Annotated in this window: 9 protein-coding genes and 1 pseudogene; 3 read left to right on the plus strand and 7 right to left on the minus strand. The window is 57.5% G+C overall.

The features are described from left to right. Window positions 1-323: 323 nt before the first annotated feature. The 5 genes and pseudogenes from VF436_RS08045 to VF436_RS08065 all read right to left on the minus strand — a co-directional run bounded on the left by VF436_RS08045 (window position 324) and on the right by VF436_RS08065 (window position 5,853). Window positions 324-710 (minus strand): VOC family protein, encoded by a 387-nt coding sequence (locus tag VF436_RS08045; RefSeq protein WP_330903490.1) that lies wholly within the window; start codon window positions 708-710, stop codon window positions 324-326. Between the two features lie 182 nt (window positions 711-892). After that, complete coding sequence (locus VF436_RS08050) at window positions 893-2,353, minus strand: asparagine synthase C-terminal domain-containing protein (RefSeq protein ID WP_330903491.1); 1,461 nt, start codon at window positions 2,351-2,353, stop codon at window positions 893-895. A 210-nt stretch (window positions 2,354-2,563) separates the two neighbouring features. Then, window positions 2,564-2,725 carry a hypothetical protein gene (locus VF436_RS08055; RefSeq protein WP_330903492.1) on the minus strand — a complete coding sequence of 54 codons (162 nt, stop codon included), beginning with the start codon at window positions 2,723-2,725 and terminating at the stop codon, window positions 2,564-2,566. A gap of 241 nt (window positions 2,726-2,966) precedes the next feature. Beyond that, window positions 2,967-3,155: pseudogene (locus VF436_RS08060) on the minus strand (hypothetical protein); the annotation flags it as partial. Between the two features lie 52 nt (window positions 3,156-3,207). Continuing rightward, window positions 3,208-5,853, minus strand: coding sequence for a DUF4157 domain-containing protein (locus VF436_RS08065; protein ID WP_330903493.1), 2,646 nt, complete (start codon window positions 5,851-5,853; stop codon window positions 3,208-3,210). 641 nt (window positions 5,854-6,494) lie between these two features. On the opposite strand from VF436_RS08065, the gene VF436_RS08070 reads away from it, so the two are divergent. After that, entirely contained in the window at window positions 6,495-6,893 is a 399-nt protein-coding gene (locus tag VF436_RS08070; RefSeq protein ID WP_330903494.1) for a VOC family protein, read from the plus strand. A gap of 216 nt (window positions 6,894-7,109) precedes the next feature. Then, window positions 7,110-7,730, plus strand: a complete 621-nt coding sequence (locus tag VF436_RS08075; RefSeq protein WP_330903495.1) for a dihydrofolate reductase family protein — start codon at window positions 7,110-7,112, stop codon at window positions 7,728-7,730. A 73-nt stretch (window positions 7,731-7,803) separates the two neighbouring features. Here the strand turns inward: VF436_RS08075 and VF436_RS08080 are convergent, their stop codons facing one another. Continuing rightward, window positions 7,804-10,152 (minus strand): S53 family peptidase, encoded by a 2,349-nt coding sequence (locus tag VF436_RS08080; protein WP_330903496.1) that lies wholly within the window; start codon window positions 10,150-10,152, stop codon window positions 7,804-7,806. 766 nt (window positions 10,153-10,918) lie between these two features. On the opposite strand from VF436_RS08080, the gene VF436_RS08085 reads away from it, so the two are divergent. Continuing rightward, window positions 10,919-12,277, plus strand: coding sequence for a CotH kinase family protein (locus VF436_RS08085; protein WP_330903497.1), 1,359 nt, complete (start codon window positions 10,919-10,921; stop codon window positions 12,275-12,277). A 58-nt stretch (window positions 12,278-12,335) separates the two neighbouring features. On the opposite strand, the gene VF436_RS08090 is transcribed toward VF436_RS08085, so the two are convergent. Further along, a partial coding sequence (locus VF436_RS08090) for a TonB-dependent receptor domain-containing protein (RefSeq protein WP_330903498.1) occupies window positions 12,336-12,838 on the minus strand: 503 nt, incomplete at its 5' end.

Genomic DNA, 12,838 nt, shown 5'->3' on the forward strand with positions numbered 1-12,838 from the left:
GTCCCTGGGTGGCTTGCCGGATAGATGCTCTTCGACAAACCACCGCCCATGCCCTGGTCGATGGTGAGTTTGCCGCTTGAGTGGCTTGGCCTCTCGCCGTGCGACTGGATGCTCCCGATTGTTACACACTGGCAAACTGCGCCGCCTACCAGCCATTGGCATCTTGACACGCGAGGCATGACCTGATTTGCATAGTTGTGTTAGCGCGGGATCGCCCGGTCGTTTCCGCGATACATCAGGCTATGCCTTGCATGTGAACAACAATCAGAGACGTCGCTTTGAGGAAAAGTGCACCGAGAAAATTTCGGACCATTCCGGTCGATTTATTTGCCTGCGGGCGGCTGCCAGAGTTCTACCCGGTTGCCTTCGGGATCGACTATCCAGCCGAACTTACCGAACTCCGACTCATCCACCTTGTCGTCAACCTGCACGCCTTCAGCGCGCAGCGAGGCAAGCAGGGCATCGAGATCGGCGACCCGGTAATTGATCATGAAAGGCGCCGTGCTCGGCGCAAAATGGGAGGTGTCCTCGGAAAACAAGCTCCATGCCGTGGTGCCAACGCCATTGGGATTATCTGGCCCATTCCACCGAAACGCAGCGCCACCCCAGGGCTGCACATCGATACCCAGGTGTGTTTTGTACCAGGCTCCAAGGGTTTTGGGGTCCTTGGCCTTGAAGAAGATGCCGCCGATACCGGTAACGCGTGTCATGACCGCTCCCTTGCATGGATGGAAGTTGGGATAGTTGCTACGAATTCCTATTAAATCTCCCGATTATCATGGTGTCGCGGCCCAGGGGTGCACCGATGGGATGTCGCGCACCATAGCGCCGCCATGTCTGCGCCGCAATGCGAGGCGAGCATGGCATCAAAGCTCAAACGCTAGGTGGTGGGTCAGGTCACCTGTCGGGTCAGGCGCTCCAGCCAAAGGAACGAGGCCAATACTGCGGTCGGTATTTCCTCGCGGGTGGACACGACCCGTTGAAGCAATTGAAGTGCTGCCTCGCGCCTGACCAGGCCCAGATCGGCGAGCGCACAGTTGTCCAACTGCTTGGCAATGGCATGGGCATTGCTGGCAATTGCATCGGGCAGCACGGAGGAAAAGCTTTCCTTCAGGTAATGGCCACAGAACATGCCTTCGCCCAGGCGGCTATCCAGATATCGCCGCATGATGGCCCGGCCCTGCCGATCGCCATGGGGCAGGCGGTGGCACAGTGCGACAATTCCTGGGTCGCTCAGCGGGTTGATGGGCCACAAGCCCTCGCGAAGCATGTCTGGAGTGCGGGAGGCGTGTGCCAGCAGTGCCGTCGCCGGTACGGGGCTGGCCGGAGCATCGAAGCTGTGCATGCCGTTGGCAGCATTCCAGGCGCCAGGTGTCAGCAACGATTCGATATACCTGCGGGTATCCCGGTGCCAGGCGGCGATATGGGATGGTTGTGCTTCGTTGCTGTAGAACGGAAATAATTCGTCTCCGCCAATGCCCGTAAAAAGTACATCTGCCCCTTGCTGGTGTGCCTGGCGCCACAGGGGCAGGGACGCGCCAAGATAATAATCCCAATAAAACCGTGGAATGGATTCGGCGTCTGGCTCCAGGCTGATCTTCGGCATATATCGCGCCATCTCCACGGTGTGATCGCGTAATCGGAGCCGGTCGATCATTCGGTCGCGGCGTTGCTCCTGGCCTTGGCGCGCAGGGCCGTCGAGCAGGATGCCCAGGCTTGGCACTGAGCCATGTGATTGAGCCAGGGCACAGGCAACGGATGCCGAATCCATGCCGCCGCTAAGTTCCGTGCAGATCTGCGCCTGGTCTGCGGGACGCAGGGTCACGGTGCGCGCCAGTCGTTCACCGAATGCCTTCAACGGGTCCAGCGCTTCGGGCAGTGGCGAGGGCTCGGTTTCGTCGACTGCCGTGGGGTAGCGATGGGTGATTCTGCCAGGCTCGGCATAGAGCACCGAGCGTTCGGTAAGCATCGTGATGCCGGCGCATAGTTGGCGCGCCGAATAGCTTGATTGCAAGGCTAGGCGACGACTCATCATCTCGGCATCGATCAACGACGAGCCGTGCAACAAATCCTTCGGCTCCCATGAGAGCTTGATCGTGTCGCCGAAGGATTTGATATAGATCGGCACCGTACCAAGCACGCCGGCACGCAACTTCATACGGCATCCTTCCTGCGCCGCTTCGATCATCACATAGTCGAGTGGCCAAAGCAGGCATTCTCGATAAAGTACGCTGAATGTCTGTTCGTCGACATCGTCGCTCGGCAGCGTCGTATTGGGCTGTATCCCCGCGCGTCGTTCACGCACCGTCATGAACCACTGTTCGCGCGTACGTACAAAAAACGTTTCAAGCATCCGGTGAGGATGAGGAGCGATGTGGCTTTCCCCGAATACGACGGAGTCATCTCTCCGTGTGGCGCCTTGAGCAAGATCGTAAAGACGGATATCAGCCTTGAGCATGAAATGGCCCTCTATGCATGAAGGCCGCCTCTGTCATAAGGCGGCCTTCATGTTCATGCAAACCGGAACTCAGCTTGTCGCCGTTGTCCGGGAAATGCCGAAGTATCAGGGGCCATGCCCGGCGATATCGCCAGGAATAGGCAGCTTCCAGGTTTGCTTCTTGGTCTTTACGTGTTTGGGCATCGGTGTCTCGATCTGCACGCCAAAGCTGTTTACTTCACTCACGCCCTCATCATGTACATGCACTACAGCTTCTTGCTGTTCCATAAGAGTACCCGTCGAGTAGGCCGCGACATGCGGCCTGTCGAAACTAGCATAGGCGGGCAGGCACTTGGAACGATTGCCTGAAATCGAGGATGGAGTTCATGTCGAAAGATCTTGAGGCAAGATCCATAATCTCAAGAAAATAGGTAATGTGAGCGTCTTCTGGAAAATCGGGCATCGAAACAGCCATGCCGGCAACTGGATTACCCTGGCGGATTGCCCTTGGCATCCCGTATCAACGCATCTTGCGGGTCAGGGCATCGATCTGTTTGACGACGACGGCTGTGCTTTCCTTCATGTTCGGGTCCCACTTGAACACACCCAGGTGTCGATAGAACACCGCCGGCGCATCGTTATGGAGTCGGCTATCGGGGCACATGGTCAGGCCGCGCTCAAGCATCACGCGCAGTGCTCCCACCAGGATACAGTTGATCGTCGGCGTTGTCGCCGATGGCGCCCGTCACGATGGCCGTCACGGCCTTTCACTAGACTGCACCATCGATCGCGTTGTAGCTGGCCACAAAAAGATTCCAATTGGCAGCTCCGCCTGCAACCATCCATGCAGGCACCTGGGCTGCCAGGGTGTACATGTCTGCAACGACCTGGGCGCGTGTACCACCATTCTTGGTCAGAGCAATGTTGCGCAGGTTGTCCAGGGTGGCATCAGGGGCATTGCCGTTTGCCAATTCCTGGCGCATTTGCTCAATGCCATCCGGCAGTTTGGTGCCAAACAGTGTCTTGCCCTTGGTCGACCAGCCAGCCTTTTGAAGCAGGGGACGAATCAAAGACAGCGCTATGCTCTTGTTGGTCAATGCGGCTCTCCATACGTCGATTTCGCCATTTAGCTGCTCAAGTTTCGTATAGAGATCGAGCGACGTGTGATCTGCTGCCGCCAGGTGACCGGGCATGGCGTCAAAGCGCAGCTTGCGCTGTCCTAGTGCAGGTAGCAAGGTGTGCAAATTCCCATAAGCGTCGAGCTTGTTGTTTACAACAGTGCGCAAAGCAGCATATTCGGCGATCACCGAGGTAGATGACATACGCCTGGACTTGGCGGTGTTCCATGCGCGCATCAACGTCGCATCTAAATGATCGATGTCATGGCTATCACCAAAGCTTTGCTTGCTTTGCGAGGCGCGATCTTCAAGTGGAATGGCTTGTTGGCCTGCCACCGTCAGCGGCGGCGATAGATGCTCTTGTCCTGCATCAAGATTCAATCCGTTGCCTGTCGTAATATGCACGTCTCCAGCCGGCTGATTTAGAAGCAGGCCGCGCAACCAGTCTGTGGGGGTCTGGCTATTGGCGAAGATGCCGTTATGCGCTACCACGCCAAGCACGTTGCCGTTTTTATCATGATAATTCTGACCGACGTGGTCAACTGCCCCCACAAGAGCAAGCATGTCGATATCCGCAGTGAATATATCGTTGAATCGATCAAGCATTGGTCGCCAAGCTGCACGATTGGGTCCGTTGACGTCGGGCCTGGCTGTAGCTGGAAGTGCGCCCAACGTATTCGCATAGGCGGTCTTGTTGAGGTACGGAAGAAGATTCTTTGTCGTGCCGCCTCTGGCACGCAGGCGAGCGTTATTATCCGTGTAGTAGCGAACGTCGCTTGTTTCCAGTTGATAAGCAAGAAATGTCTGTGCAACCAGAGTCAACCAGCCCGTAATGGCTCTACGATCGCCGGGGGACAACAAGGCGCGCACGGCCGCACTATCGGCGTGTGCCATCGCCTGGGTAGCCCCCGCGACTGCTTGGCGGAGCAAGGTCGATTTCGCTAACTTGTTGAGATTGGCATTTCCTGGATTGTCCGCTTCGATATCCGCAGCAGCTTGATTGAACAGTTCCCCGACTTCTGTGGGCAAGGTGCCAACGGTAGTCTGAAAATAAAGCGAGGGATCAAGTGCGTTATTCATTTGATCGAGCAAGTTCAGGCCGGTGGCGTCGCCTTGCAGGAGTTGTCTCAACGGTCCAACGGGAATACCGGTGAACTGGGCGCCCACGGGAGAGCTTAGCGTTTGCCTGGCTCCGCTTCTCGCTTTGGTCGCGGCGTCTTGAGCATGAGCTTTGACGTGGCCAGCGATCGATTGCATACGCGCTTGCGAGTCCTGGTTGCGTTCTTCAATGGCCTTGGTTCGGTACTCCAGATTGGTCATCTGGGGTTTGCCTTGCGCATTGGCGATATGCAGCGAATTGATATGATTGCGTAGTGCGCTATGCGTTCGGCGCCAGCCCGTATGATCGGCGGAAATATCGTATTCGCCGGCTACTGCCCCATAGCTCATGCCATATTGCAGGCCGCCATAGAGGAAATCGACGATGGCGCGTCGGTCTCCGCCTCCGAGGGCGGCTCGATTTACGGAAACGAAGTTGGCGTTGCTGATCCCAATGCCATGAAGATTGTCATAAAACGGGATACGCAATTCTACTTCCATGCCCGCGAGGCGTTGCACGACACCCGTGCCTTGCGCGCGCCGCTGTAGTACGGTCGTTTGATCCTTGCCCGAAAAATTAAGGGCCTTGGCACCCATGATGTCTGCTTCTCGTTCCAATGCAGGATTGTCATTTATCGGCGTGCCCATCATTTGTCGCGTCGAGTTCACTCGGCCCTGCATCTGCTGTACGACGTGCCAGGCCTCATGTGGGAGGTGGCGTTCCTGTCCAGGGCCAAGATGAATGTGATTGCCTTCAGCATATGCGAGAGCTTGAAGTTGCGCAGGGGCGGACGAGTTGTAGTGCACCCGCACGGAATCAAGCGAATGCCCTGAGAGCTGTTCAATGCCCGATTTAAGTTGAGCGGGTAATCCGGTGCGATTATCGGTGGTAGCCGCGGATTGGACCGGTGGTTCCGAGCCGGATTCTTTGCGCTGTACGGCAACGCCAGAATCTTGCAGGGGGCTCATCACGCTGGAAGCTTTACGTTGTTGAAGTACCTTGTGACTGCCATTGACAGCTTCTATGGCTTTTCGCTGGGCGATCGCGCGCTCATTGGTGTTGGCCAGTTGGGCGATCGCCGAGGGCTCGGCTCCCGTGTCTGCCATACCCTTTGACTTCAATGCATGGTGGGTTTCCGCGCTGGGGCCAGCAGTGGTCTTGAGTGAATCCTGCGCGACTTCCTGGGTCACTTCCTGCATGAACAGAAACCTCCGATTCGCTAGCCATAAGAGCCCAACCCGTGGAACTCGTCTTGGAATAGCAGACGATCGGAATAATTATGCCATGGGTCCCTTTTCATGATCCTCTTAGGCATTCGTTATTTGCATCAGTGCGAAGCTGAATTTGATTATCATCATTAGTGGGTTTCTAAAGGACGACTCTAAAAAATCCTCTCGTCGCATTCGTTATTCCGGCGAATCCTCAGAAGGGGGGCAGGGCTGGAATCTAGCGCCTCCAGCTCCATCGAAGCCAAGTCACTTACGCTCGACCTGCGCCGAGACGCGAGATGAGAGAGTTTTGGGGTTCCCTGAAATCGCCATCAAGAACGCACAAGGTTATCGATTTTCAGTCTCGTTATTTGCGGCACAAAGCCCGGATATCCTTGCGAGATAAGGATTTGTCTTTCCGGGGGAATGCCTGATGCCAGGGGCAACAATCGTTGATGCGGGATTATCAGCATTTTCTCCGCAGGCCTGACACGCGCCGAATAGGGCCGTAGGCCGTTATGCGCTGGGCTCCTGTAGCGATGATGATTTTGCCGTCACATTTTGCCTGCTGACAGGACGCTGTCAGTAGCGACCGCTCAAGCTGACGACGTGATCAATTTTCAGGAAATTTCATGAAATTCGCATCGACCCGCCTGATTGTGGAAGACATCCAGGCCATGGCGGCGTTCTACGAGCAGGTGACCGAACAAAAGGCCCAGTGGCTGGCCCCAGTGTTTGCCGAGATCGTCACCGAGGGGGCAGTGATCGCATTGGGCAGTGCCGAGACCGTGTTGTTATTCAAGGAGGGAAGCGCCGAGCCCAGGGCCAATCGCTCATCCATCATCGAACTACGGGTTGATGATGTCGATGCGCAATTTGAGCGATTGAAGGATGCCGTCAACGTCGTGCATGAGCCCAAGTTGATGCCTTGGGGCAATAAGACCGCGCAATTTCGTGACCCTGAAGGCAATCTCGTCAGCTTGTTCACGCCGGCCTCGGACGCCGCCAAGGACCGTTTTGGGGAACGATAGCTGTCTATCGGGCAGTTCGGTTTGTGCGCATGCTCCCTCATAGCAGGAGGCCTTGAAGGTGGCTTAGGCCCCATACTGGCTTGCCTTCGAGCCATTCCCAGCCAGACACTGCGCAGCAACCCGTCCTGCATGGGCGTCCGGGGTGTCGAGTTGCGCGATGGCTGTTCGTCTTGATCCATGAGCAGCCAAAAATCGTCAATGGCTGGAGGAATCATCATGGCTACCGCAGCAGCAACACGAAAGCTGGTTTTGAGAATGGCCATGTCGCTGGACGGGTTCGTCGCCGGTATAGGCGGCGAGATCGATTGGGTATTCAAGACATCGACCAGCGATTCGAGGGAGTGGGTCATCGATACCCTCCATGGCGCCGGCTTGCACATCATGGGTAGCGGCAGCTATTACACGATGGCGGCGTTCTGGCCTTTTGCTGATACGCCGATGGCGCCTGCCATGAACCAGACGCCCAAAGCCATCTTCTCCAGGCGTCCACTCAAAGACGGCACGCAAGCAGAGCGCCCACGGGAAGGTCTCCTGCCGTCGAACTCGGTTCTTCAATCCTGGGCCGAGCCCATGGTGGCCAGTGGCGATCTTGCCGAGGAACTCCTCGCGCTCAAGCAGCAGCCGGGAAGCTACATCCTGGCCCATGGTGGAGCACGGTTCGCTCGCAGCCTCGTGGCTGCCGGGCTGATCGACGAATATCGACTTGCGATCCACCCGGTTATCCTGGGCCAGGGGCTGCCGCTCTTCACCGCCTTGAACAAGCCGGCAGATCTGCGCCTGGTCAGTGCCACCTCCTTCAGTGGAGGTATTGTGGGGGCTATCTATCAATCAGGTTGACCGGCATTGCAAGCTTAAAAAAGAACCCCCGGGCATGCGCTCGGGGGTTCGATGTGCCGTCGCTATCAGTGACTTACCACCATGGCCGGTTGAACGACTTCCAGGCCGTGAGCAGGTTGCCTGCATTAACCGAACCCAATCCTGCGGCAAAACTCCAGCCGCGCTGTGCCTGATACGCCGGCGTATAACGCGAGGTGCTGGTCGAGGTCAGGCCGAGCTGGATGGAGCCGGCCGGTACAAGGGTACCTTCCACGTCGAGTTCGTAGTCGGTTACTGTCGCGTAGAAATAGCAGTCGGGCGTTACCACATCCGGTAGCTGCTGGATGCACTGAGTCGAGATGCCGCCGCGCGTAATGTTATGGAAGACACAGTGGTTGCTACCCTTGGCGCCATGGTCGGAGTTGCATGCATCCAGGCTGCTGGGCGCAAACCCGAACGGCAGGCCGTATTCCCCGGCGGCCAATGCATACAGCGTGGGTGCTGCATTACCCTGGTTCTCGATCTGGCCGTGGCGGCTCAAGCCCTGGTCCACCAGGGCCTGGATGCCTGCAAACATCGGCGAGGCCAGCGACGTGCCGCCGCTGATCGAGATGGAGCCGGTAAAGCCCGGATTGCAGGGGAACGAGGCATTACACACGATCACCCAGGTGTTTCCACCAAACGAGCCGGCAAACAGCGATACATCGGGAAGATCACGCGAATTGTCGTTGGCTGCGCCACGCACCAGGCGTTGCCAGAACGGTTTGCGATCGACCGAGGACGGTCCGCCGCTGCCACTTTCAGAGGTCAGCGTAAGGCCATTGGGGTCCTGGGCCAGGATGGCCTTGCAGAAGTCGAGTGCGCTGCTGAAGCCATTGGCTTGCGCGGCTACCGGGTTGGCGCAGGACTGGTTCCACGGAATTTCCGGGATATAGGAAAGCACCGAGCCGTAGGCCGAGTTGAGCTTGGTATCGAAATACTTGCTGCTCGTGCCATCGAGCACATCGGCGGTATCGGTGCCGCCCACGGCCGTGACGTTGGGTGAGGTGGCCAGCGCATTGGCACTGATGCCTTCGCCATTGATGGGCAGGTTGAACACGGACCCGGCATTGAAGCTGGGATTGGAGCCCGAATCACCCGTGGACACGAACACCGAAATGCCTTCGGCGTCGGCCTGTGCCCAAAGCTGATCGATTGCCACCTTGCTTGCCGCATCGACGTCGGTTTCGCCGAAGCCGTAGCTTGCACTGATGATATTGGGGCGATTGTTGCCATTGACCAGGTTGGTCGCTGCGGTCGTCACGCCACCGAAGAAGTTGTTGCTGTTGGAATCGTCGCAACTGGCAACCACGATGTGCGCGCCGGGCGCCAGGGCCGTGGACCACTCGGCATCGAGCAGGGTCTCGCCGTCGTCCTGGCCGGGATGGGCGATGGTCGGATCGACGCAGTTGGTGAATCCGGCTGCCTGGGGTTGAATCTGCGAGAAGCTTCCGCCGTAGCTGCCCAGACTGAACTGGCCGACAAAGTTGGTCCAGTCCGTGGGCACCATCGAGGCGCTTTCCACCACCGCGATGGTGACGTTCTTTCCGGTGATACCTTGCGCATGCAGGGTGTCGGCACCGTACATCTTGGCCAGATCGTAAGGCACCAGGCCGCGCGCGCCATTGCTGAAGGGGATGGCATCGGGCGTGACCGCTCGCTTGGCGGCAGTCGCTGCATGGGTCGGGGTGGTCTGCGACTGGATCTTGAAACGCTGTGTCGCCGGGTCGAACTGCGCCACCTTGGTGGGCAGGCGCATGGCCTTCGGATGGAAGTCGTTCAAGCCCGCGACACCCGCCACCACGGCCTGCAATGCCGCCGGGACGCTGATATCGCCGGCATTGGCGATGTGGTTCTCCAGGTTGAAATCGGTGTAATGATTGAGCTGCGTATGGAAAGCGCGCTTGACCTGGGCCGCGGTTCCGCTGAAATCGATCTGGGTGTTATTTGCGTAGACGCCGTTGACGGTAAAGCCATTGGCCTTGAGCCAGGCCACGGACGCGGCGACATCGGTATCGAGCGCGCCGAAGTACTTGCCGTACTGGCGTGGTGTCAGCCAGTGATGGAAGAACGGCGAGAGAGGGTCATGCTGAGCCGCGATAAGCGTTTCAAGCGCGACGCGACGCCGTTCGCTCGGACGCAATACCAGCTGCATGTGGTTGAGCGTGGTCGAATCGGCCACTTCGCCTTGCGCGGTCATGGCGTTGACCACCGACAGATGCGTGTTCTGGATTGGCGATACGGCATTGTTGTTGACCGTCTGCGTTACGCGTGGCGCTTCGGCGGTGTTGAGACCGGCAAGCGCTGCATCATCGGCGGTGACCGCTTGCGCAAACGCCGTGACGGGTAGAGCGGCGATGGCGGCCGCAATGCACGCGTACAAGCTCAATTGTCCTTTTTTCATGCAAGATCTCCAGCAAGGTGATGGAAAGAATCTCCACCCCGCCGCGTGGCGGCAGGGAACGACTTTCTCTTGGAGTGATGGTGCAGGTATCCGGAATGACCGATACAGGAGGATGGCATCGTTGGCACGGCCACGGCGGCGTCCCGCCTCGATGCCAGCGATAGCCATGCAGGCACCGATCCAGGACGCATGGAGTCCGGCGATCGGCCGCAAGCATTACCGAAGAACGCAAATCTCAAGCGAGCTTTCCCCTGTTTGACATCGCACGACGCCCCTCGGCCCACGGTGCATTGCGCAGCGTTGGTCTGGTCTGCCCTTACTCAGACGGTCATGGCGTCGAAAGCCCTACCATGCGAATGTAACCAAAGCGTTGTTTTTTTATTTCGTGCGGCCTGGAACATCCAAAACAACGATTTATCATGAGCTTGCATCGGCGGCGAATAACGGCGCGAGAATGCCGGCAAGCCGGTCCGCACGATGACTTTCAGCCCTTGCATGAAGATGGCATGTATGACATTCCGTTACGCCCGCGTTCTTATTGTAATGGTCGGTGTATTGCTGCCTTTTGCGGCGCGTTTGCCGCTTTGAATCTTTGACGGCCATTGCCTTGGTGGTGATGCCGATCTACGCATTGGTGTCGATCGCGATCGGCGCCATCATTGGTTATTTTCTGGCTAGGAGAATATCTCGCCACGAAGCGGCCTAGATACCACGGTGTGTCCTGTAACACGGTTTGATTGTTCAATAACACGCAGAGGGGAGTGTCATGAGCAAAACGTCATCGTTCGATGTATTTTCCAGCCCGGTCGTCATCGTCGTACCCGAGTCGCCATTGCCGATAACACAGTCGGATATGTCGGTAGAAATCCATTACGCAGACATAGCCCAGGATGCGCCCATTACTGCCAGTGACCTGGCCGGTGTGCTGATTCAGGTGAAAGGCAAGATGCATGTGCGTGGCGACGCCACCGCATCGCTGCCTAAGAAACAGTACGGCGTGAAGTTGCACCACGAGCCACAGTCCGGCCACTTCCTGGGCATGGAGCATGGCGGCAAGCATTGGGTCTTCAACGATTGCGGCGCCGTCGACTACACCTTGCTGAGAAACGTGCTGGCCTTCACCATGCAGCGGGCATTGGGGCAATACGCCCCGCAGTACAAGTTCTTTGAATTATTCGTGTTCGATCCCGGCTTCGATCTGTCAAACATCAGTGCATCGACGCTGGGGGATGCTTATCAGGGCCTCTATCTGAATTTCGACAAAATTCGCTTCGAGTCCGCGCGCGTGCAGGCTCCCCAGGACTGGAAATCACAAGGCTCGGCCTACGCCATCATTCAGGCAAACCAAAGCAGTGCAAAATACTTGTCCCTGGCACCGTCGCCTCCGTTGACCGGGAACGTGGAGATCTACGAGCCAGAGTTGAAAGACTTGACCGAGGCTGAGCAGGGCGACTTCACCCGGTGGTACATCGACAGCACGCTTACCCACGGCTGGGCTGGCCGCTTTGCCCAACTGTATTCAAATTACGTAGCATCCACGCCACCGTCGCCGATTCCTGAATCGGATTTTCCGCCCATCCGTAGCAGCACCGATTACGCATCATTTGCTGCGTATTTCGTCCTGAACGAGATCGCCAAGGACCCTGACGGGTATCACAAGAGCACCTTCATGGTGAAGCGCCAGGACACCTGCTTTGCCGGGCCGTTATGGGACAAGAACAAATCCTACGGAAACAAGGCCTCCTGTTCGGGGTATCCCAACGATTATGTAAGTCCGGAAGGTTGGCTTTTCTCCCTGGCAGGGCAGTCGCCGTGCTGGTGGCACGTGATGATACGAGATCCGCAATTTCAGCAGACCGTCCAGGCCTATTGGAAGTTGCTGCTCGCAGAACTGAGTATCAATCCCCTGCAGGGGGACTGGATCGATGCGCTGATCGATAGCCAGGTGCAAGACCTGAACACCAGCGGTGCCTTGGCGCGCGATTCGGCGCGATGGCCAAGTGCTTTCAATCAAGGCGGCGCGTACGCGACGCAGGTGGCGCAGTTAAAGAACTATCTATGCGAGCGCGTCGCCTGGATCGACAATAATCTGACATCCATGCTTGCCTCATATCAGGCTTCATGACGGCCAGTCTTCCGGAGAGGTGCATGGCGTGGGGCCATGCACCTCCGTGCTATGCAGCCTATGACTTCTGCCCGAAGTGATAATCGAGTTCGATCCACCACTGCCGACCATAGATGTCATATGTGCTGGACGGATAGTTGGGCCAGCCGCCGGTGCGGTCAACCGGCACGCGGTTGGCGATGTTGTTGACGATCAGGGAGATCGCCACCTGCCTGTTTACCTGATAACTCACGCTTGTGTTGAACAGCGTGTACGGAGACCGATAAGCCTGCTGGTCGAGTTGTGGAATCCGACCATAGCGGATGCCGTTTATCGTGGCGCTCAGCGCATCCAGGTGCCAGCTTAACGAGCCACTGAGCTTGCTGCGCCATTCGTTCTGGTAGGCGATATTCAAGTCGTCCTGCACGGAGTCGCCGGCAAACTGCTGGTATTTGTGACTGAAAACCGTGGTGTAATCCGCCCTGAAATCAAATCGGCCGAACCGTTCGCCCCAGCGGATATCGGCGGTGGCGTCCAGGCCACTGGTGTGCTCACTGGCTGCATTGATGGGGTCAATGTCCA

The organism is Dyella sp., assembly GCF_036384435.1.
Taxonomy (GTDB): domain Bacteria; phylum Pseudomonadota; class Gammaproteobacteria; order Xanthomonadales; family Rhodanobacteraceae; genus GSA-30.

Coding starts and splice junctions, on each gene's coding strand:
- VF436_RS08045 (WP_330903490.1), bottom strand. CDS start 710: ATGACACGCGTTACCGGTATCGGCGGCATCTTCTTCAAGGCCAAGGAC.
- VF436_RS08050 (WP_330903491.1), bottom strand. CDS start 2,353: ATGCTTGAAACGTTTTTTGTACGTACGCGCGAACAGTGGTTCATGACG.
- VF436_RS08055 (WP_330903492.1), bottom strand. CDS start 2,725: ATGGAACAGCAAGAAGCTGTAGTGCATGTACATGATGAGGGCGTGAGT.
- VF436_RS08065 (WP_330903493.1), bottom strand. CDS start 5,853: ATGCAGGAAGTGACCCAGGAAGTCGCGCAGGATTCACTCAAGACCACT.
- VF436_RS08070 (WP_330903494.1), top strand. CDS start 6,495: ATGAAATTCGCATCGACCCGCCTGATTGTGGAAGACATCCAGGCCATG.
- VF436_RS08075 (WP_330903495.1), top strand. CDS start 7,110: ATGGCTACCGCAGCAGCAACACGAAAGCTGGTTTTGAGAATGGCCATG.
- VF436_RS08080 (WP_330903496.1), bottom strand. CDS start 10,152: ATGAAAAAAGGACAATTGAGCTTGTACGCGTGCATTGCGGCCGCCATC.
- VF436_RS08085 (WP_330903497.1), top strand. CDS start 10,919: ATGAGCAAAACGTCATCGTTCGATGTATTTTCCAGCCCGGTCGTCATC.